This window comes from Paenibacillus sp. PSB04, assembly GCF_025809195.1.
Lineage (GTDB): Bacteria > Bacillota > Bacilli > Paenibacillales > Paenibacillaceae > Paenibacillus_AQ > Paenibacillus_AQ favisporus.
Genome location: NZ_CP081301.1, coordinates 408,474 through 428,915, shown reverse-complemented (window position 1 = coordinate 428,915; position 20,442 = coordinate 408,474). Strand labels below are relative to the sequence as shown.

24 protein-coding genes are annotated in these 20,442 nt (G+C 53.4%); 20 read left to right on the top strand and 4 right to left on the bottom strand.

From position 1 onward, the window contains the following. The first annotated feature begins 141 nt into the window (after window positions 1–141). From K2F33_RS02230 to tsaD, 6 genes are all read left to right on the top strand, one after another. Entirely contained in the window at window positions 142–630 is a 489-nt protein-coding gene (locus K2F33_RS02230) for a DUF2269 family protein (RefSeq protein WP_263882276.1), read from the top strand. A gap of 190 nt (window positions 631–820) precedes the next feature. Next, complete coding sequence (locus tag K2F33_RS02225) at window positions 821–1,372, top strand: nucleotidyltransferase family protein (RefSeq protein WP_263880903.1); 552 nt, start codon at window positions 821–823, stop codon at window positions 1,370–1,372. 114 nt (window positions 1,373–1,486) lie between these two features. Beyond that, window positions 1,487–1,981 (top strand): tRNA (adenosine(37)-N6)-threonylcarbamoyltransferase complex ATPase subunit type 1 TsaE, encoded by a 495-nt coding sequence (gene tsaE / locus K2F33_RS02220; RefSeq protein ID WP_076174948.1) that lies wholly within the window; start codon window positions 1,487–1,489, stop codon window positions 1,979–1,981. Further along, a complete protein-coding gene (gene tsaB / locus K2F33_RS02215; protein ID WP_263880902.1) occupies window positions 1,978–2,754 on the top strand; it encodes a tRNA (adenosine(37)-N6)-threonylcarbamoyltransferase complex dimerization subunit type 1 TsaB in 777 nt (258 codons plus the stop codon). Before tsaE ends, tsaB begins: the two co-directional genes overlap by 4 nt. Before the next feature lie 19 nt (window positions 2,755–2,773). Further along, on the top strand, window positions 2,774–3,274 hold the full coding sequence (gene rimI / locus K2F33_RS02210) for a ribosomal protein S18-alanine N-acetyltransferase (protein WP_089549944.1): 501 nt from the start codon (window positions 2,774–2,776) through the stop codon (window positions 3,272–3,274). A 16-nt stretch (window positions 3,275–3,290) separates the two neighbouring features. After that, window positions 3,291–4,337, top strand: coding sequence for a tRNA (adenosine(37)-N6)-threonylcarbamoyltransferase complex transferase subunit TsaD (gene tsaD / locus K2F33_RS02205; RefSeq protein WP_263880901.1), 1,047 nt, complete (start codon window positions 3,291–3,293; stop codon window positions 4,335–4,337). Between the two features lie 632 nt (window positions 4,338–4,969). Here the strand turns inward: tsaD and K2F33_RS02200 are convergent. Beyond that, window positions 4,970–6,934 (bottom strand): ABC-F family ATP-binding cassette domain-containing protein, encoded by a 1,965-nt coding sequence (locus K2F33_RS02200; RefSeq protein ID WP_263880900.1) that lies wholly within the window; start codon window positions 6,932–6,934, stop codon window positions 4,970–4,972. A gap of 192 nt (window positions 6,935–7,126) precedes the next feature. Between K2F33_RS02200 and K2F33_RS02195 the strand changes: the two genes are divergently transcribed. From K2F33_RS02195 to groL, 7 genes are all read left to right on the top strand, one after another. Then, window positions 7,127–7,753: a 5-formyltetrahydrofolate cyclo-ligase gene (locus tag K2F33_RS02195; protein WP_244867654.1), complete on the top strand. Its 627-nt coding sequence runs from the start codon at window positions 7,127–7,129 to the stop codon at window positions 7,751–7,753. Further along, entirely contained in the window at window positions 7,734–8,207 is a 474-nt protein-coding gene (moaC, locus tag K2F33_RS02190; RefSeq protein ID WP_263880899.1) for a cyclic pyranopterin monophosphate synthase MoaC, read from the top strand. The genes K2F33_RS02195 and moaC overlap by 20 nt, the downstream gene beginning before the upstream one ends. 80 nt (window positions 8,208–8,287) lie before the next feature. Beyond that, window positions 8,288–8,773, top strand: coding sequence for a MogA/MoaB family molybdenum cofactor biosynthesis protein (locus tag K2F33_RS02185; RefSeq protein ID WP_076174928.1), 486 nt, complete (start codon window positions 8,288–8,290; stop codon window positions 8,771–8,773). A 218-nt stretch (window positions 8,774–8,991) separates the two neighbouring features. Continuing rightward, window positions 8,992–9,246: a twin-arginine translocase TatA/TatE family subunit gene (gene tatA / locus K2F33_RS02180; RefSeq protein WP_089550499.1), complete on the top strand. Its 255-nt coding sequence runs from the start codon at window positions 8,992–8,994 to the stop codon at window positions 9,244–9,246. Window positions 9,247–9,342: 96 nt separating this feature from the next. Next, window positions 9,343–10,116 (top strand): twin-arginine translocase subunit TatC, encoded by a 774-nt coding sequence (gene tatC / locus K2F33_RS02175; RefSeq protein WP_089550500.1) that lies wholly within the window; start codon window positions 9,343–9,345, stop codon window positions 10,114–10,116. 370 nt (window positions 10,117–10,486) lie between these two features. Further along, window positions 10,487–10,768, top strand: a complete 282-nt coding sequence (groES, locus tag K2F33_RS02170) for a co-chaperone GroES (protein ID WP_076174926.1) — start codon at window positions 10,487–10,489, stop codon at window positions 10,766–10,768. Between the two features lie 92 nt (window positions 10,769–10,860). Next, on the top strand, window positions 10,861–12,489 hold the full coding sequence (gene groL / locus K2F33_RS02165) for a chaperonin GroEL (RefSeq protein WP_089549948.1): 1,629 nt from the start codon (window positions 10,861–10,863) through the stop codon (window positions 12,487–12,489). 1,309 nt (window positions 12,490–13,798) lie between these two features. Here groL and K2F33_RS02160 read toward each other — a convergent pair. Both K2F33_RS02160 and K2F33_RS02155 read right to left on the bottom strand, forming a co-directional pair. Further along, window positions 13,799–14,026 carry a hypothetical protein gene (locus K2F33_RS02160; protein ID WP_089549950.1) on the bottom strand — a complete coding sequence of 76 codons (228 nt, stop codon included), beginning with the start codon at window positions 14,024–14,026 and terminating at the stop codon, window positions 13,799–13,801. 131 nt (window positions 14,027–14,157) lie between these two features. After that, window positions 14,158–15,063 (bottom strand): LysR family transcriptional regulator, encoded by a 906-nt coding sequence (locus K2F33_RS02155; protein ID WP_263880898.1) that lies wholly within the window; start codon window positions 15,061–15,063, stop codon window positions 14,158–14,160. A 128-nt stretch (window positions 15,064–15,191) separates the two neighbouring features. Here K2F33_RS02155 and K2F33_RS02150 point away from each other — a divergent pair, with 128 nt between their 5' ends. The 4 genes from K2F33_RS02150 (at window position 15,192) to K2F33_RS02135 (ending at window position 18,632) form a co-directional block, all read left to right on the top strand. After that, on the top strand, window positions 15,192–16,682 hold the full coding sequence (locus K2F33_RS02150) for a UbiD family decarboxylase (protein ID WP_263880897.1): 1,491 nt from the start codon (window positions 15,192–15,194) through the stop codon (window positions 16,680–16,682). A gap of 56 nt (window positions 16,683–16,738) precedes the next feature. After that, window positions 16,739–17,341 carry a UbiX family flavin prenyltransferase gene (locus K2F33_RS02145; protein ID WP_263880896.1) on the top strand — a complete coding sequence of 201 codons (603 nt, stop codon included), beginning with the start codon at window positions 16,739–16,741 and terminating at the stop codon, window positions 17,339–17,341. Window positions 17,342–17,540: 199 nt separating this feature from the next. Then, entirely contained in the window at window positions 17,541–18,218 is a 678-nt protein-coding gene (locus K2F33_RS02140; protein WP_263882275.1) for a DUF4183 domain-containing protein, read from the top strand. A gap of 129 nt (window positions 18,219–18,347) precedes the next feature. Next, on the top strand, window positions 18,348–18,632 hold the full coding sequence (locus tag K2F33_RS02135; RefSeq protein WP_263880895.1) for a DUF4183 domain-containing protein: 285 nt from the start codon (window positions 18,348–18,350) through the stop codon (window positions 18,630–18,632). A gap of 44 nt (window positions 18,633–18,676) precedes the next feature. Here K2F33_RS02135 and K2F33_RS02130 read toward each other — a convergent pair whose 3' ends face one another. Continuing rightward, a complete protein-coding gene (locus K2F33_RS02130) occupies window positions 18,677–19,357 on the bottom strand; it encodes an SOS response-associated peptidase (RefSeq protein ID WP_263880894.1) in 681 nt (226 codons plus the stop codon). A gap of 127 nt (window positions 19,358–19,484) precedes the next feature. Between K2F33_RS02130 and K2F33_RS02125 the strand changes: the two genes are divergently transcribed. The 3 genes from K2F33_RS02125 (at window position 19,485) to K2F33_RS02115 (ending at window position 20,394) form a co-directional block, all read left to right on the top strand. Continuing rightward, on the top strand, window positions 19,485–19,682 hold the full coding sequence (locus tag K2F33_RS02125) for a YqaE/Pmp3 family membrane protein (protein WP_076174899.1): 198 nt from the start codon (window positions 19,485–19,487) through the stop codon (window positions 19,680–19,682). Window positions 19,683–19,869: 187 nt separating this feature from the next. Then, window positions 19,870–19,992, top strand: a complete 123-nt coding sequence (locus tag K2F33_RS02120; protein ID WP_260869427.1) for a hypothetical protein — start codon at window positions 19,870–19,872, stop codon at window positions 19,990–19,992. A 198-nt stretch (window positions 19,993–20,190) separates the two neighbouring features. Continuing rightward, window positions 20,191–20,394 carry a DUF6199 family natural product biosynthesis protein gene (locus tag K2F33_RS02115; RefSeq protein WP_263880893.1) on the top strand — a complete coding sequence of 68 codons (204 nt, stop codon included), beginning with the start codon at window positions 20,191–20,193 and terminating at the stop codon, window positions 20,392–20,394. Window positions 20,395–20,442: the final 48 nt, after the last annotated feature.

Genomic DNA, 20,442 nt, shown 5'->3' with positions numbered 1-20,442 from the left:
TGCTGGGGCTTGCCGCCAAATTTCACGGATTGCGTACATCGTTGTCACAGGTTTGCAATCTCCGACCGGTAGGATAGGACTTATGGCCTGACTCCGAAAGTTGCGGGCTTGGGGAAAGGGAGGAGGACAAATGTGAAGAAAATGAGCGCACCCGCCATGAAATGGCTGAAGATCGTGCATATCGTATTGGTGTCCTTGTTTTTCGGCGGCATTCTGAGCTCGGTGGCCGTCAACTTTGCGCTGGGGTTAAACAGCTATGAAGATACGCTGAAATCTTATAAAGTCATCGTGCTCATCAGCGACGGTGTGATCCGGACGGGGGCCGTGGGGACACTGGCGGTCGCCTTCGTGTATGGCTTTTTTACGCCATGGGGCTTCTTCAGGCACCGCTGGCTGGCCGTGAAATGGATTTTGTTTCTGCTGCAGACGTTCATCGGCATTTTCGTCGTGGATAAGCTGATGCTTGCCAATCTCTATCTGCTGGAGACGATGGGGCCGGAGGCGCTTGAAGACCCTGGATTTCTCCGTAACCATGGTCTCAGAAATACGTTCGTCTTCATTCAGATCGTTCTGACGCTGGTCATATTCGTCATTTCGGTCATCAAGCCGTGGAAAAAGAAACGAAAATAGTGTTCGATACGATCATTCACGCCTTACGCACGAAATATAACCCCTGTCCCTTCCGGCACAGGGGCTTTGCTCGCTGGCAGGAAGCCGCGGGAGTCCGCTGTCGCTTTTCTCCCCGAACGGTTCTTCTGTGATTCCGTGATATAATGAAGGAACACGGCGGATGAGCTGCCAAAGGGATTGGAGGATGCGTATGTCCTACGAAGAACGTTTACGGCAGTATATCCTGGAAAATGATCTTTTAATGAAAGATCTGGAACGGGTACGGGAGTTGGGGCTTCCGCAGTGCTACATCGCGGCCGGGTACGTCAGGGGGACGGTGTGGGACCGGCTGCACGGATTTACGAACCAGGCGGCCCATACCGATATTGACGTTATTTTCTATGATCCGGGAGATCTGTCGGAGGAACGCGAATGGCTGCTGGAGCAGAGGCTGATCGAACAAACCGGGAATGATAAATGGTCTGTTAAAAATCAGGCGCGCATGCATATCCGCAACGGCAATCCGCCTTACGTTTCCTCGGAGGACGCGGTCAGCTGGTGGCCGGAGACGGCGACCGCAGTAGGCGCAAGCCTGAATACCGGGAACAGGCTGGAGATCTTGGCCCCTTACGGGCTGGACGATCTGTTCGGCCTCGTCGTACGCAGAAGTCCCCGGTTTGAGGATAGAGCCTACTATATCAGCCGGGTACGGTCGAAAAACTGGAAGCGGCAGTGGCCGCAGCTGACCATCCTTGAGGATTAGGGATAAGGCTGACCGGAACACACGGCCCCCAGTCCTTGCGGGTGTCAGGGTTGACCGATATAATTAAGGGCAAGTTGCATTCAAGGATTTGGAAGGAGAAGGTGGAATCCCATCGTGGAAAGCAATCATAACGGGAAACCGTTCATCTATTCCTCCCGCAGCCCCGAGGATACGGAGGCGCTGGCCGCGTGGCTGGCAGGCGTAGCGGAGCCGGGGACCGTGATCGGCCTGGACGGCGATCTGGGGGCGGGGAAGACCGCCTTTTCGCAGGCGTTCGCCAGGCATTTTGGGGTGCAGGACGTTGTAAACAGCCCCACATTCACCATTATTAAGGAATACGAAGGGCGGCTGCCCTTTTACCATATGGATGTCTACCGGGTGTCTCTGGAGGAGGCCGAGGATTTGGGACTGGACGAGTACTTCTTCGGAAACGGCGTCAGCCTGGTCGAATGGTCGCAAATCATCGAAGAACTGCTGCCGGACCGGCATTTGCATATCTACATCGAGACTGTCGGCCTCACGGAGCGAAGCATTACGGTCCGAGGGTATGGGCAGCCTTATGAAGAATGGGTCGGCAGTTTGAACAGAAATGGAGTCGTATCAACATGAATAACGAGAATTCACAGCCGCTGCGGCGGTTTTTGGCGCTGGACACCTCGACGGCCTGCCTGGCGCTGGCGGTCATGGAGGACGACCGCGTGCTCCATACGATCGAGGCTTCAGGCGAGCGGAATCATTCGGTCCATCTGCTGCCTTTGATCCAGAAAGGCCTCCGGGAAGCCGGCGTGGAAGCATCCCAAGTCGACGGCGTCGCCGTGGGTGTTGGCCCGGGTTCTTATACCGGAACACGGATTGCCGTCACGGCCGCCAAGACGCTGGCTTGGGCCTGGAACGTGCCGGTCGCCGGCATTTCCAGCCTGCATGCGCTGGCCTGGAGCGGACTGATGGCCGGCCCGGACTCACGGGCCTCAGGCGAAACGAGCTGGGTCATTCCGCTCGTGGACGCCAGAAGAGGCCAGGCGTATACGGCCTTGTTTGCGGCCGGGCAGGCGGGCATCCCGCAGCGGAAGAAGGACGATGCCATCCGGCTGATGCAGCCGTGGGTGGAGGAGCTGGAGCAGTTCCTCTTGTCCATGCCGGAGGAAGAATGGCCGGCTGCCGTCCATTTTGTCGGCGAGATCGGCAATCATCAGGAGTCGGTGCAGCGGCTGCATTCCATGCTGGGAGACCGGCTTCATCTGACTTCCTGCGATATGAAAGGGGAGCCGGTAGGAAAGCTTGGTGCGGACCGCCTACTCCGGGGAGAGCGGGATGAGCTGCACGCCCTGGTGCCAAACTATACGCAGCTTGCCGAAGCTGAAAAGCTCCTGCGCAAGCCGTGAAGGGAGTCTTTTGACAATCATGGAGCAGGAGATCAAACAGGACGCGGAAGGATTAACTTTCCGTCCGATGACATTAGAGGATATACCCGCCGTGATGGTGATCGAGCATGACGCATTCACTCTGCCCTGGACGGAGGAAGCGTTCCGGAACGAGCTGACGCATAATCATTTTGCGCGTTATATGATGATGGAATGGAACGGGGAACCTGTCGGATATGCGGGGATGTGGACGGTCATTGACGAAGCGCATGTGACGAATATTGCTGTTCTGTCCCCGTACCGCGGCCGCAAATGGGGAGAGCGCCTGCTGCTTGAACTGATGAAGACAGCTTCGCAGCTTGGCATGAAACGGATGACACTCGAAGTCCGGGTCTCTAACCGGGTGGCGCAAAATTTATATATGAAAATGGGATTCGAGCCGGCCGGACTCCGAAAAGGGTATTATTCGGACAACCAGGAGGACGCGATGATCATGTGGGCCGAGCTGTTTCCGGACCGCAGTCAGAACGCCCGCGGCTAGGAAGGAAAGTACACAAATGAATCAAGCCAACATACAATCACAACCATGCTATATTCTGGCGGTGGAAACGAGCTGTGACGAAACGTCCGCCGCGGTGGTCAAAGATGGCAAAGAGGTGCTCAGCAACCTGATCGCCAGCCAGATCGAAACCCACAAGGTGTTCGGCGGCGTCGTGCCGGAGGTCGCTTCCCGCAAGCATGTCGAGAATATTACGCTGATGCTTCAGGAAGCAGTGCAGGCCGCGGGCATCACCCCGCAGGACTTGTCGGCCATTGCCGTCACCCAGGGCCCCGGCCTCGTCGGGGCTTTGCTTGTGGGCGTCGTCGCGGCGACCAGTCTGGCGTTTGCGCTCTCGAAGCCGCTCATCGGCACGCATCATATTGCCGGCCATATATACGCCAACAACCTGGTGGCCGACCTGAAGTACCCGTGTATGGCGCTGGTGACTTCCGGCGGGCATACGGAGCTGGTCTACCTGGAAAAGGAGGGCCACTTCGAAGTCATCGGGCGCACGAGGGATGACGCGGTCGGCGAGGCGTACGACAAAGTGGCTCGGGCGCTCGGCTTTCCGTATCCGGGCGGCCCGCACGTGGACCGTCTGGCGATGGAGTCCGAAGAGGCCATTCCGCTTCCGCGGGTCTGGCTTGAGCCGGACAGCTACGATTTCAGCTTCAGCGGCTTGAAGTCGGCGGTGCTGAACGTGGTGAACCAGCGCAAGATGCGCGGGGAGCCGGCCGCGGAGGGTGCGATTGCGCGCGGCTTCCAGGAATCCGTCGTGGAAGTGCTCGTCACCAAGTCGATCCGCGCGGTGAAGTCTTATCATGCGAAGCAGCTGCTGCTGTGCGGGGGCGTGGCGGCAAACAAGGGCCTGCGGGCGGAGCTGTCCCGCCAGTGCGAGCAGGAAGGCATCGAGCTGATTATCCCGCCGTTCAAATACTGCACGGATAATGCGGCCATGATCGGTGCTGCTGCTTATTTGAAATGGAAGGAGCAGCAGTTCGCCGGTTTGGACCTGCGGGCGATGCCGCAATTTTCGCTGGAGGAATGGTCCGTCCGCGCTTGAAAGCCGAGCCGGCCGTACGTTTTCCCGATCATGAGTTCCGGCCTGAGCCGGAGGGAAATCAGTAACATAGACCTTGTGAATTATGAACAGCCTGTTGTCTCGTTGATGAGACGGCAGGCTGTTTTGCATCTTTGACGGTTATGGCGGTTGTTGTCCAACGATAGGGGACGAAAAAGCCGTTATGCCGTCGAAGGCTCCTGTCATTCTTGTCGGAAGAATCGGCGAATCGGCAGGCCAAGGACCTACTTTGGGGCTATATCTTAGGACCTGGTCCTTGTCAAGATGTGGACAAGGTTATCCACATATTCCACCGAAATTGTGCACAACCACCTGTTTCTTAATGAAATCGCTGGTTTATAGGGGGGTGAAAATAGGGGATAGGTTTTTCACAGGTTCCCTGTGGGAACTGTGGATAATGTGGATAATTTGGTGGATAAAGATGGATATTTTACAAAGAGGCGCATTTGCTCAACAAAAAATGGCCCTTAAGGCCATCCTTTGTTGGAAGTTATGCACTTTTTTTGGGGATAAGGCTGTGAATAAGTGGAATCTTAACGTCAAAACTTTTTTTGTAAATTTGACAAAAGTTCGAACATTGGAGCTTCCGCCGGCTCCATTTGCGGAAAATCGGCTTACTCCGCGGCCAATGTTTCCCATTCGGCATAAATCGTTTCCAGCTGGCTTTTCTTTTCCTCCTGCTGCTGCTGATGCTCCTGCAGGGCGACGTAGTCCTGGTAAACCTCCGGCTTGGCCATTTCTGCGTCAAGTTCCGAAATTTCTTCTTCCAGGCTCTGGATCTGCTCCTCCAGCGCGGCGAGCCTGCGCTGCCGGTTCCGCTCTTCGCGCTTGGCCTGCTTGTCGGCCTCGAACGAAGATACGCCGGATTTATCGCTGTTATCGTTTGCTGCCTCCGGTTTGGAGGGGCTGTTCTTCGCTCCGGCTCCACCTGCCTGTTCAAGCGCTTCTTGGCTGAGTTCCTCCAGTTCCTGCTTTTTCGCCACATAGTCGTCATAGTTGCCGAGGTAATGCTCGGTCCCTTCGGGATGAAGCTCAATAATGCGTTCGGCCATTTTGTTCAAGAAGTACCGGTCGTGCGAAATAAACAGCAGGGTGCCTTCGTAATCGATCAGAGCCGATTCCAGCACTTCCTTGCTGAAGAGATCCAAATGGTTGGTCGGCTCGTCCAGTATAAGCATATTGGCTTCCAGCAGCATCAGCTTGGCCAGCGATACCCTAGCCTTCTCGCCGCCGCTGAGCGCAGCGATTTTCTTGAGCACGTCCTCGCCGCTGAACAGGAAGTTGCCGAGTACGGTGCGAATCCGGGCTTCCTCCATGTGCGGGTAGGCGCTCCAAAGCTCCTCAAGCACGGTATTGGAAGGATTAAGGTTGGTCTGCTCCTGGTCGTAATACCCGATTTTGACCTTGGTCCCCCAGTGGATCGCTCCGGTCTGCGGCTGGCTGGTTCCGATCAGGCACTTGAGCAGGGTCGATTTGCCGATCCCGTTTGGCCCGATGAGCGCGACCGTTTCCCCGCGCCGCAGGTCGAAGGATACGTCCTTAAACAGCGCCTTCGGCGGCTGGAACGACACGGACAAGTCCCGCACCTGCAGCACTTCCTTGCCGGACATGTACTCGACCTCGAAGGAGAAGTGGGCTTTCTTCAAATCGCCCAGCGGCTTGTCCATCCGGTCCATTTTCTCGAGGGCTTTGCGCCGGCTCTGGGCCCGTTTGGTGGTCGATGCGCGGACGATGTTGCGCTGGATAAAAGCTTCCATCTTGGCGATCTCGTCCTGCTGCTTCTCATACATCTTCATCTGGGATTCGTACTCGGCCGCCTTGAGCTCCATATACCGGCTGTAATTGCCCGTATACCGCTTGGATTGATGCCGCTCGATCTCGACGATGGTCGTCACGAGGCGGTCCAGAAAATACCGGTCATGGGATACGACCAGCAGCGATCCGGAATACGCGCGCAAATAATCCTCGAGCCAGGTCAGCGTCGCAATGTCCAGGTGGTTGGTCGGCTCGTCGAGCATGAGCAGGTCCGGGGCCTGCAGCAGGATGCGCGCCAGCGCAAGCCGCGTCTTCTGCCCGCCGCTGAGCGTGGCGATCGGAGTCTCCGGCGCAAAGCTGCCAAAGCCCATGCCGTGCAGCACGCTGCGGATCCGCGTTTCCATTTCGTAGCCTCCGTGGTCCTTGAACCAGTCCGAACGGGAAGCATAACGGTCCAGCAGATCCTGGTATTTCTTCGGATTATCCATGACCGCCGGATCGGCAATCTGCTGCTCCATCACCCGGAGCTCTTTTTCCGTCTCAATTAAAGGGGTGAACACACCCAGCATTTCTTCCCAAATGGTACGGTCGGATTGCAGCCCGCTGTTCTGGGCGAGATACCCGATTGTCGTTTCCTTCGATTTATAAATTTGCCCGCCGTCATAGGACATTTCCCCTGCCAAAATTTGCAGAAGGGTCGACTTGCCCGCGCCGTTGACGCCGACGAGGCCGATACGTTCCCTCTCCTGAACCTGCAGGTTGATGCCTTCCAGCACGGGAGTGATACCGAATAATTTTTTGATTCCGCTCGCTTGAAGAAGCATGTGACGTTGCAACCTCCATCTATCATCTTAATAAGATCAGTTTACATGAAATACTGAGAATGCGCGACTTGCAGTGCAGGACTTCGGGACAATCTTGGCGAAAGAGAAGCAACAGTGGTAAGATAAGAGCAAATCTACGGATGCAGGACTGAAAATCGAAAGCGTCGTTGGATGCCACAGGGGGCGGCTTGGATGAAAGAAGAGAAGGCGCGTCTTCGCTTTGCCATGCGGCAGGTGCGGGATGGTCTGCCGGAAGAGGAGCGGAGACGCGCTTCCGATCAGGCCTGCCGTCATGCATCGGCGTGGATGGAAGCGGCTGGATGCCGGAGCGTGATGGTGTACGTTCCGTTCCGCAGCGAGCTGGACACGCGGCCGCTGATCGAGCGGGCCTGGCTTCGGGGCGTGGATGTGTATGTCCCGCGCTGCCATCCAGGGGATCGTTCCATGACGATTCACCGGCTGCGGCGGTGGGACGAGCTTCAGGCCGGCGCATACGGCATCCTGGAGCCGGACCCCGAGCGGGTGCAGGCCGAGCAGGACGGGATGCTGCCGGATGCGGTGCTGGTGCCCGGACTCGCTTTCGATCACGAAGGTGGAAGACTCGGGTACGGTGCGGGTTACTACGACAGGCTTTACGAACGATGGAGCGCTGCGGCCGGGGACGGTGCCATGCCTCTGTGGGCCGGGATTGGGTTTGCGCCGCAGGTAGTGGACCGCGTCCCCATGGACGAGAACGACGCCCGTCTTCAGGTCCTCATAACCGACCAAGGGATATACACGATGAACAAGGGGGCTGACGATGGATCTGACGCATTTTAACGAACAAGGCCGGGCCAAAATGGTAGACGTCTCGGAGAAGGACGTCACCACGCGTACGGCGGTGGCCCGCACGACGGTCACGATGGCGCCAGAAACGCTGGCGCGCATCAAGGAAGGGCGGATCGGCAAAGGAGACGTGCTCGCCGTCGCTTCCGTTGCCGGCGTCATGGCGGCGAAGAAAACGTCGGATATCATTCCGATGTGCCACCCGCTGCCGCTGACAGGCATTGATATTCATTTCAGCGATAACGGAAATGATGAACTTTATATAGAAGGAACTGTGAAGACTACGGGCAAGACCGGTGTCGAAATGGAGGCGCTGACCGCCGTATCGGCTGCCGCTCTGACGGTCTACGACATGTGCAAGGCGCTGCAGAAGGATATGGTCATCGGTCCGACCCGGCTGGAATCCAAGACCGGGGGCAAGAGCGGCGACTACAGCCGCGAAGCTTGAGTATAGTCGAAGAAGGACCTGCTCGGATCAGACGGTTCACAAGGATAAGAACTTAGGGTTAAAGGAGGAGGGGTGATCTTATGGTGTGGAGAACAGCGATCCTGACGGCAAGCGATAAGGGAGCCCGAGGTGAACGTGAAGATACGAGCGCACAGGTCATCCGGGAGCTGGTGGAGGAGGAATTGGGCGGGGAGATCGTGGAATACCGCATCGTTCCCGACGAGCAGGATGATATTATCGCATCGCTCATTGAGTTAACCGATTATTTCCAGGCGGACCTGGTGCTCACGACCGGAGGTACGGAGCTGGCGATCCGGGACGTAACGCCGGAGGCCACCCGCCGGGTCATCGAGCGGGAGGTGCCAGGCATCGCGGAGGCCATGCGGGCGACCGTCATGCAGAAGAACCGCGCGGCGATGCTGTTCCGCGGCATTGTCGGCATCCGCGGACGGACGCTGATCGTCAACCTGCCGGGCTCGCCCAAGGGCGTGCACGAGCACTTGGCGGCCATTATGGACCAGCTGCCGGAAGCGCTGCTGATGGTGACCGGGCAATACCGCCAATAATCCAGCATTTACCTGACTTTTTTCAAAATTGTCACACTTATTTGATATTGTAATGATCCGTGATATGGTATGATGGCGATGTGGCAATTTTATGTCATTGCTGTGAACAAGCCCAATCGAATGCAAACATCCATCAATGATCTGCTTTACTCGGACACGGTGTGTTACATATCCGGATTTTGGTTAAGAGTAAAGTACAGAGAGGAGAATACCATATGCTGAGTGGAATCGGTGTGCCAGGCATTATTTTGCTGGTCATTTTGGCATTGCTGCTGTTTGGACCCAACAAGCTCCCTGAACTCGGACGGGCCGTCGGCCGCACATTCCGCGAGTTCAAGGACGGTGCCCGCGATATCATCGGCGAAGACGATCAGGCGCCGCGCAAGAGCGAGCCTAAGCCGCTGGCCGCAAGCGAAACGCAGCCTGCACCTGTGCAGAGCAGCGCTGCCCAAGATAAGCGCCTGCCGGAGTGACTTCAGGGAGAAGTCCAGGCAGTCCATATCCATCCCTTCCTTGCGGGGAGGGATTTTGTTTTGTCCGGAAGGCTTAAAGCGAAGGAAGGTGACCTCATCGTGGAAAAACAGGAAGAAATGTCGATCGTCGAGCATTTGGGCGAGCTGCGCAAACGGATCATTTACGTCCTCGTTGTGCTCGTGCTCGGGCTTGTGGTCGGCCTGGTCTGCGCCAATCCCATCTACCAGTACCTGATCAGCGTCGACTCAGCGAAGGATTTCGAGCTGCACGCATTTTCCTTCTGGGACGGGATCGGCATGTACATGAAGATCGCCATGATCGTATCGCTTGTGGCGACGATTCCGTTTACGGCGTACCAGCTGTGGGCCTTCGTCAGCCCGGGGCTCCGCGAAGTGGAACGCAAGGCCGCGCTGCGCTATGTGCCTTACGTATTTCTGCTGTTTCTGGCCGGACTTGCCTTCGGCTATTACGTTGTATTCCCGATGGCGCTGGGCTTTACGACCCAGGTGACCGAGTCGATGGGACTGAAGGAGACGTACGGCATCTCCCAATACTTCAGCTTTTTGTTTACGCTGGTCGTACCGGTGGCGCTGCTGTTCGAGCTGCCGATCATCGTCATGTTTCTGACCAAGCTGCGGATCCTGAACCCGCTGCGGCTGCGGAAAATGCGAAAGGTCGCCTATTTCGCCCTCGTATTTATCGCGATCGTTATTACGCCGCCGGATTTCATCTCGGATTTTCTCGTGACGATTCCGCTGCTCGTGCTGTATGAGTTCAGCGTGTTTTTATCCTCCGTCGTGTACCGCAAGCAGCTGGCCGCGGATGCGGCGGTGGAGGCGAGATACCGGTTCCCGGCCGAACCGCAATAACAGGACACAGGCATTCTTTTTCTGGACGGAAAAAGGATGCTTTTTTCTTTTCTTCGAAAACGGCATTTCTTTTTCAGAAATCACGGAAAACGGCATATTTCGGATTCCGGTGGATACAATGATGGAGGGTGTCTTATTCGCTGCGGAGGCCTGTGACAGGCTTGTCCGGTGCAGGATGGAACGGGTTCGGCGGACGTGCTATGAAAAGTGTGAAGTTCTTAGAAAAATGCTTCAAAGAGGACTTGAAATCTGTTCCCAAGTTGAGTATCATAAAAGTGGTTGTTAGCACTGAACGTTGTCGAGTGCTAACAAGAATCGTCAACCAGACTTTAACCGCAGCACAACATACTAAATAAGGAGGCTATTTTTCATGATCAAACCTTTGGGTGACCGCGTTTTGGTAGAACCAATCCAACAAGAGGAAACAACTTCGTTCGGGATTGTCCTTCCGGACTCCGCCAAGGAAAAGCCGCAAGAAGGCAAAATTATCGCTGTTGGCAGCGGAGCCGTTAAAGACGGGGCACGCGTTCCTTTGGAAGTCAAAGAAGGCGACCGTGTGTTGTTCTCCAAATATGCCGGAACAGAAATCAAATATGAAGGTAAAGAATATTTGATTATGAAAGAAAGCGACATACATGCAATCGTAGGCTAAGCGACTTTTTGATCCGGCGAGGATTGAATTTTCGGCGAAGAGCCTGAACATATGAGCAACATCTATATCATTTATGGGAGGTTTTTATCAACATGGCAAAAGATATCCGTTTCAGTGAAGACGCACGCCGCTCCATGCTGCGTGGTGTAGACGCGTTGGCTAACGCTGTAAAAGTGACGCTCGGACCTAAAGGCCGCAACGTCGTTCTGGAGAAAAAATTCGGCAGCCCGCTCATTACCAATGACGGTGTGACGATCGCTAAAGAAATCGAACTGGAAGACGCTTTTGAAAACATGGGCGCTCAGCTCGTTAAAGAAGTAGCAACTAAAACCAACGATGTAGCCGGTGACGGTACGACGACCGCTACGGTTCTGGCTCAAGCCATGATCCGCGAGGGTCTGAAGAACGTAACTGCAGGCGCTAACCCAATGGTTGTCCGCAAAGGGATCGACAAAGCGGTTAAAGCGGCAGTTGCCGAGCTGAAGAACATCGCAAACGAAGTTAAAGGGAAACAAGAAATCGCTCAAGTTGCTTCCATTTCCGCAGCTGACGAAGAAGTGGGCCAACTGATCGCCGAAGCGATGGAAAAAGTGGGCAAGGACGGCGTAATCACCGTTGAAGAATCCCGCGGATTCGCTACAGAGCTTGAAGTCGTGGAAGGTATGCAGTTCGACCGCGGCTACATTTCCCCATACATGATCACCGATACGGATAAAATGGAAGCTGTGCTTGAAAATCCATACATCCTGATCACTGACAAGAAAATCAGCAACACGCAGGAAATCCTGCCGCTGCTTGAAAAAATCGTTCAACAAGCAAGACCGCTTGTGATCATCGCCGAAGACATCGAAGGCGAAGCTCAAGCGATGCTGATCGTGAACAAACTGCGCGGCACGTTCAACGCGGTAGCCGTTAAAGCTCCTGGCTTCGGCGACCGTCGCGAAGCGATGCTGCAGGATATCGCTGCCCTGACTGGCGGCCAAGTGATCACCGAGAAGCTCGGCCTGGATCTGAAGAGCACATCCATCGAGCAACTGGGTAACGCCCGTCAAGTGCGCGTAACGAAAGAAAACACAACCATCGTTGACGGAAGCGGCGAGAAGAGCGACATCAACGCTCGTATCTCCCAAATCCGTTCGCAGCTGGAAGAAACCACTTCCGAGTTCGACAAAGAGAAACTACAAGAGCGTCTGGCTAAACTGGCCGGCGGCGTAGCAGTTATCAAAGTCGGTGCTGCAACCGAAACCGAACTGAAAGAGCGCAAACTGCGCATCGAAGACGCCCTGAACGCAACCCGCGCTGCGGTTGAAGAAGGTATCGTATCCGGTGGCGGTACAGCTCTCGTGAACGTATACCATGCAGTAGCTGCCGTAGACGTGGCTGGCGACGAGAAGACAGGCGTGAACATCGTTCTGCGCGCTCTCGAAGAGCCAATCCGCACGATCGCTGCCAACGCTGGTCAAGAAGGTTCCGTGATCGTGGACCGCTTGAAGAAAGAAAAAGTGGGCATCGGCTACAACGCAGCTACGGACGAGTGGGTGAACATGTTCGAAGCAGGTATCGTTGACCCTGCCAAAGTAACGCGTTCCGCGCTGCAAAACGCAGCTTCCGTTGCGGCTATGTTCCTGACAACAGAAGCCGTAATCGCCGACAAGCCTGAACCTGAAAAGGCTGCTGCTCCAGACATGGGCGGCATGGGCGGAATGGGCGGCATGATGTAATATAAGGCTCCCAAAGCCTGAATATATTAGTAAAGAGAAAGGCTCCCGCGAGGGAGCCTTTTCTCGTAAAATCACGAAAAAAATCACATTTCTTGCAAAAATCACGGCGTTGGGTTCTTGTCGCGATCAAACTTGAAATTCAGGATGTCACCGAAATGGACCCTTATCTTCTCGTTGGCATCCTTTTTCATCTTCTCTGTGACGTGTGTACACGTTACCGAAATGGTAAGGAACGCTATTTTAATGCCCTCGTGAGTGTTTGGGGCTTTATTTTTCGAATCAAGAGCCCAAGGGAGAAGGGCATGGATGAGCGGATCAGTTTGCTCTTAAAAACAGTATCCACAGCCCATTTGATATTTGAATCTCACTGGATTCGTGGTGGTAATAAATACGTCCGCAATGAGGTTGAATTTACCCTTTTTTGTTTCGAGAAGTTGCGTTCATTGCATTCTCCGTTATTTAGCCGTTCAACTATCTGTGTTAATTATTAATAATTTTGAAATTGAAAAAAGCATCCGAATAACGAATCCTTTTTCATGAGTTTGTTGCTATGATTTTTTAAAAATGCAGACTACCGTTAAGAATGAGATTTGAAGCGAGATCGTAATTAATAATGAAACAATAAGGCCAGTATCACCTGCACCGCTTACTGCCGCCAGGGCATAGCAAACAATTACGCTAATTATTACGCTAAGTAAGAACGTAGCGAATCTTCTCATCAAATCAAAACACTCCTTATGTGTAGCAACAAAAGTAAAAGAGCGGACTTTTTACATAATATATCATAAAAGTAAAACCACAGAGTCACAAACACCTGTGGGCTTATTATTACATTGACTTACGAACAATTCTGATATTTTTTGACCTAGCGATACACCTGCTCATGGTATAAAATGGTCTGTAATAGCATTTATTGGATTATATGTAAAGGATGGAATCGTTCTGCTCATATTTAAACCAGTAAATTAACATCATAGGAGACCGGAAAATGAAACTCATAGGGTTGATATTATTAGGTTGTGCAATTTCTTACATTTTAGTATTGTTGGGGCAAGTAGGATTTATCATAGGGGTGGGACTGTTCATTGGTTTCTTCCTTAGATTATATCTGATGTTTTTAGAGATACGTAAGGAAATTTCTAAGCCCAATAATAATAGCTAGGTGTTGTTTGCTTCCTTGTTGTACCACTAATGGTACTGCAAGGAGGCATTTTTATTTAACTATGAAGAGTGGACACGTTCTCTTTTATAGCAGCAAGCCAATGAAAAGAGCTGCCTAGCGGCAGCCCTTCGATCCTCAACATAGCGTTTAACCTTCCCCTTTTTGAATCCACTCCCCGAACTGTTTCATGGCTTTCTCACTGTGCACGTATTTGTACTTTTTGCCGTCGTCGTAATGGAAAATCGCTGCGCTGTCCTCGTCGCCTTCGATTTCGGACGTGATCGATAGTATACGCTGGGTGTCGAGCAGCTTGAAATTGCCTTGGTCGTCTTCGGCGGGAATCGCCTGTTGCTTTGGTTCTTCTTCCATATTCATCGTTGCAGCCTCCATAGGTCGTTTGGTTTTATTGTACCCGAATGGAAAGCGATTTGCATTTTTCTATGATGCAGCCATCGTTGTGCCATAAAATATAAGACCTTTCGCAAATGATGGAAACGGAAGGTTTTTTAGCTTCGGCCGTTTCCCATCGATCCGAGCAGCAGCTGTTTGAAATTCCGGGCTGCTGCCGAGAGATATTGCCCCTTCAGCGTGACGATGGCGGTATCGGATTCAATGGGCGGATCGATTTCGGCATGCCTTACTTGATCCAGGCGGAGCAGCAGAGCCGAGCGGGGAACGACGGCGATCCCGATGCCGGATTCGGCGAGGAGCATGAGCGTTGATACGTCGGGGCTCTCGCATACTATGCTTGGTTTCAGCCCCCTGATTTTGCAAATGTCCATAAACCGGTGGTAAACTCCGTAGTCCCCCTGTCCGCGCAAAATCAGCAGTGGATGGCAGCATAACTCCTCGACCGCGAGGATCGGTCCATCCAGCGCTATGGAGACCGGCGGAATCGCTACCAACGGTTCGGTATGCAGCCGGTCAATCGATACCTCCGGCGTATAGGCGCCTAAATCGGACTGCAGGGGAAGCCTGACGAGCCCCAGTTCGATTCTTTTTTGCTGAAGCAGCTCTTCCACCCGATAGGAATCATCCTCCCATAATCGAAAGGTCACCCGGGGATAAGTTTGCTGGAACTGTTTGACGACGGAAGGCAGGTAGGGAACGCAGGACATGACCGTACCGATGGATAGCGTGCCGCGCATACCTTGTTCCTGATCATGAATTTCCGCCACCATCCCGTCAATCGAGTGGAGCACCTCTTTAGCTCGTTTATACAGCGTCCACCCGGCCGGGGTAATCTCGAATTTTTTGTTTTCGCGTTCGATCAGGGTCACACCCAGTTCTTCCTCCAGGGATTTGAGCTGAAGGCTCAATGGAGGCTGGGCGATGTGCAGCCGCTGCGCGGCGCGGGTAATTTGTCCTTCTTCGACGATCGTCACGAAATAGGCCAATTTTTTTAAATCCATATTCTCGTACCTCTTCACCATCATATGTTTTTTATATTGTAAACTACCTTAATATATATTTTACATATAAAAGAGCTCGGATGTAAGCTTTGTATGCAGACATTTTAAAGTACTCGGGAGGTCAGGCAATGAAAACAATTCAAGCAGCCGGCATCGATTTTCGGGAATATATCGAGGCTTTGGAGCAATACGGCGATATGATCAAGATCGAACAGGAGGTGGATTGGAATCTGGAAATGGGAGCGATGATCCGTTACGCCTATGAACGGCCGGCCCCGGCGCCGCTGTTTTGCAAGATCAAGGACAGCGCCCCTGGATTTCGCGTGCTGGGTGCACCAGTCGGTCTCAGTCCGAATGAACGTCATCCTTTTTTGCGGATCGCGCTTTCGCTGGGGCTCCCCGCCGAGACGGGTATTGCGGAGCTGGTTGAGGCTTGGTCCCATCTCCCCGAAGTTAAACCGCTGCCGCCGCAGGAAGTGCCGGACGGGCCGTGCAAGGAGAAGAAACTGTTCGGGGAGGATATCGATCTGACGAGCCTTCCGGTTCCGTACCTGCATGTCGGCGACGGCGGTCGCTACATCAACACATACGGCATTTTGATCGTACGCTCGCCTGACGGATCCTGGGTGAACTGGTCGATTACGCGGGTCATGCTGCATGGCAAAAGGACGATGGCCGGCGTTATCGTGCCATCCCAGCATATCGGCAAAATATACGAGCAGTGGAAGGAGATCGGCCAGGACATGCCGTATGCGCTTTGTCTTGGCGTGGATCCTGGCATCGCCATGATCGCCGGATATCCTCTGCCCGACGGCGCGAATGAAGCCGATTTGCTGGGCGGATGGTACGGCAAACCGCTTCAAGTCGTCGGCTGCGAAAGCCATGATCTTAAGGTACCGGCAAGCAGCGAAATCGTCATTGAAGGCTTTGTATCCTTGAATGAGACCGTACCTGAAGGTCCGATGGGGGAGTATGCGGGATATACGTGGGTAGGGCACGAGAAAGAAGTGCCGTGTTTCCGCGTTACGGCGATGACTCACCGTCTTGACCCGATCATGCCGGCGGTGGCTGCAGGGATGCCGCCCGAGGAGAATCATACGAACTGGGGCGTCGCGATCGCCGCAAGCATTCAGCATGAACTGCGGCGCCATCGCTTGCCTGTCCGCAGCTGCTTCATCCCGTTCGAATCCGCGGTCCATTGGCTTGTCGTGACGGTAGATTCCTCGGGGGCATATGCCGATTCGAAGGAACTCGCCCGCCGTATCGGAGAGGTAGTGTTCGCCTGCCGCGGCGGCTCCTATATTCCGAAAATCATCGTCGTGAACGATGATATCGATCCCAGCCGGATTGACCAGGTCGTCTGGGCGGCGGCCACCCGCTGCCATCCGGACAGAATCCTGCATTTTGCCGATCAGCCCGTACTCCCGCTTGTCGCTTACCTGGATCAGGAGGAAAAACGAAAGGCTGCGACGACAAAGATCGTATACAATGGCCTTTCTCCGAATGAATGGCCGGATGGCTATGCACCGCTTCAAGCCTCCTTCGCCGGTTATCCGGAGGAAATACGCAAGCTCGCCATTCGTTTGTTTGCTGCCGCCGAAGGAACTTCAGCACCATGATTCATCAAAAGAAATGAGTGAAACTTGCATTTACGGATGCGAAGGAGAGAGGGCTTATGAAAATCATCGTGGGCATGTCCGGAGCGACGGGCGCGATATTCGGCATCAGGCTGCTTCAAGCGTTAAAGGAGGCGGGCGTCGAAACGCATGCCGTAGTCTCTCCATGGGCAGCTGCAAATATCCGGTATGAAACCCCCTACACGGTCAAAGAAGTCGAGAAACTTGCAGATCAAGTGTACGGTTACAAAGATTTGGGAGCAGCTATTTCAAGCGGATCATTCCAGATGGACGGCATGATCGTAGCGCCCTGCAGCATGAAGACGCTCGCCTCCATCCGCATGGGATTAAGCGACAACTTGCTCACCCGGGCAGCCGACGTCATTTTGAAGGAACGAAAAAAATTGATCCTGCTTACGCGCGAAACGCCGCTGAACGATATCCATCTGGAGCATATGCTGGCGCTGTCCCGCATGGGCACGACGATTATGCCTCCCGTGCCAGCCTTTTATAACCATCCGGTGGCCATTGAGGACCTGATCATGCATATCGTGGTCCGGACGGTGGACCAGCTGGGCCTATCTTTACCGCAGGGGAAAAGGTGGCAGGGAATGAGAGAGAGAGAGGTAACACCGAAGAAGGCGAATAGTCCACTCCCATGATGTGCATTGGACATATACTTATGTCATATACACATATTCCTAATTTTTTAAGGGAAGGGTGCCGCAAATGGGAAAAGGAGGAAGAACGAAGCGCACATATGTAAAGAAGAAAATAAAATGCATCGGCGCGAAAAGAATCAAAAGGGCCGTCGTTTGCAAAAAGGTGAACCCTAAAAGAAAACGGAAGATCCGACATTTGATGGATCAGCATGCCTTACAAGCGGCAATCGAGGAAGCCAAGGCACAAATTAAAGCAGAGCTCGCGCTATTGACCGGGATGCAGGGCGATCATGGTCCTCAGGGGGAACGGGGGACGGATGGTACGGCAGGACTACCCGGGATTCCCGGACCGCAAGGTCTACAGGGGGTGCAGGGCCCTCCCGGGACGTCAGGTCCGCGCGGGCCGGAGGGGCCGCAAGGCGTACAGGGTCTCCCCGGACAACCGGGTGGCCCTGGCCCTCAAGGAGCATCAGGGATGCAAGGGGCACCAGGAGCACCGGGCATTCAAGGGCCGGCTGGTCCAGAAGGACCCGAAGGTCCGCAGGGCCCGCCGGGGCCCGTCGTTATACCAGGAGTAACTGTGCTGCCGACAGCCGCCCGTTATTTTTATGAGCCGGAGACCGATCTGGATTTAACGGAGTCGGCCGCGGTTGCGGCGAGCCAATTCACGAATGATGAAGGCGATCCGGTTGCCGATTTTTCGACGCTTGGTCCCAATAGTTTCAGCAATCTCTATATCAATGGAATCATCCAGCCGGGGAATTCGTACAGCATCAATCCGTCGGAACTATATTTTCCACCGCAAAACACGACGATATATGCGGGGACTCCCATCGTTTTGGAAACGGTGCAGTTAACGGCGAATATTACAGTCTAGCATCTTTTCGTATTTTCTCCCAAGCCAATCCTATCCTTCTTGCATTTAATAGGGTAGAGGATCCGATGGTTTTCAAAGATTTTTGTGTGAAAACCTATATGTTCCTCAACCAAGAAGGGAGGAGAGAAAATGCCCATCGTAACCCCATATCAGAACAGCGTGAGATTCACTTCGACCATTGGTGCAGGTACCGGAACCGGAGCGACCTTCACTATAGCCGCAACGGCCTTCACCAATGACGCTGGAGTGGCTGCTACGGCATTTCCGGGGACGTTCAACTACTACAACCTTTATTTGAACGGTTTGATGCAGACGGCCGACGTTTCGTCAGTAACAACAACGACGCTTACCATTCCTGGAGGCGATGTGTTGGACCCCGGTATCCCGGTTGTCGTTCAGTTTGTTGTTTCTTGATCAGACGAGGACTAACGGATGACCCGGAGGTCCTCTTTGCATTTTTATTTGGAATTCAGGGCGATTTTCTCGATCAATTCTTCACCTTCGTTCCGTACATTTCCGACCGATCTCGACACGGGATAGGAGTACATGTCCTCTGCTTCGTAAGGCCGCAGCAGCCCCTGCAGCAAGTCCTTATCGGACACGCCGGGATCCAGCCAGATGTTCAGTTCTTCCTCACCAAGAATAACGGGCATACGGTCGTGCACCTTCTTCGTAAGGGAATTCGGTTTTGTCGTTATGATCGTGCAGCTCGTGATTATCTCGCCCTCCGGGCTTTTCCAATCATCGTACAGGCCGGCAAAAGCAAACACCTCACTCGATTTCACCCGGAACCGGTAGGGCTGCTTATGCTCGCCTTCATGAGTCCATTCGTAGAATCCGTCTGCCAACACGGCCATTCGTTTCTCAGGAAAAGCTGACCGAAATGCCGGCTTGCTGTCAATCGACTCCGCACGGGCATTAAACGTACGGTAGGCCATCTTTTTCGTCTTGGCCCAGAACGGAAGCAGCCCCCAGTGAAACCCCTGCAAGATCCGCTTTCCGTGATCGCTTCGAACGCCGGCAACCGTTTGGGTCGGGGCTATATTATACCGTGGTGTTATTTCATACTGGACATCATCGATGTCAAATGGCTGGATGAGATCCTCTGCTTCAACGGCCAATGTATACCGTCCGCACATGTCATGTCCTCCTTACTTCATCTCCGTTTTCTTTTTATTACCCAAAAAATGAGTGCGGCACAAAATGAAACGAAGATACCGCGGCGGCGTATTATAGATCATTCAAACAGAAATGAGGTTAACGCCAATGCGTTATTTATTATGCTTTCTTCCGCCGCTGGCCGTTCTGAGCTGCGGTAAATTGGGACAGTTCATCTTAAGCATCATCCTTACATGTATCGGCTACATTCCGGGCGTCATTCATGCGATGCTTGTGGTTCATTCATACAAAGAAGATCAACGGGCGGATCGGATCGTACGGGCGATTCGGGAGCAGCATCGGTAAAACGAGGGTCATTCATATAATATAGAACTGGCGTCTGATATCAATTAAAGGTTCCCAAAGGTGGGGCCTTTTTCTTTATATAGGATTCAACTATGTTGTTTTTTCACTCAGCCGTTTTTATGGCAACAAAAATTAACATACAGCCCACTTTCCTGTATAATTAAGGAAAAGTTGCGAGGTGGATCCAATGAAGCGTTTTTCCTTAGGGGATAAGATCCTGATTTTTTTTCTGCTCGGGTTGGCGGCGCTGTTTATCATCAGTTTCTTTGTGGTGCGTTACATCATCCGGCATGTGTCATTTGCTCCGTAGGCAGGCAGCCATTGATTTAAAAGGAGTGGCCCTATGAAAAATATGAGATACAATCCAATCGAACGTTATGCGGATAGATCCAGTTTTTGGATGTGCTGCTGTATCTCCCTCGGTTACTTATCAAATTGCTCAGTTGACTTGCTTATCCCGGAACGACGGCTGCGTGATCCCGTTCTATCCATAAAGGAGTCGATACATATGCCGGTGCTGATCATAGGAATCGTGCTTGCTGCGATTGGCTGGTTTGCCAGAAAAAAGCCGGAGTCGTGGTGGTTTCGAAGATTCAGCGAGGATTGGGATGCGGAGCTTAGCGAGGATCGGCGATGGTACCTTCGCTTTGCCGGCATGATTCTTATGATCTTCGGTGGACTGCTGTGTTTGGCAGGTGTGTTCAGTATTTGAGAATGACAAAAACCCTCTCTGATTCCAGAGAGGGTTTTCTTCGTAATC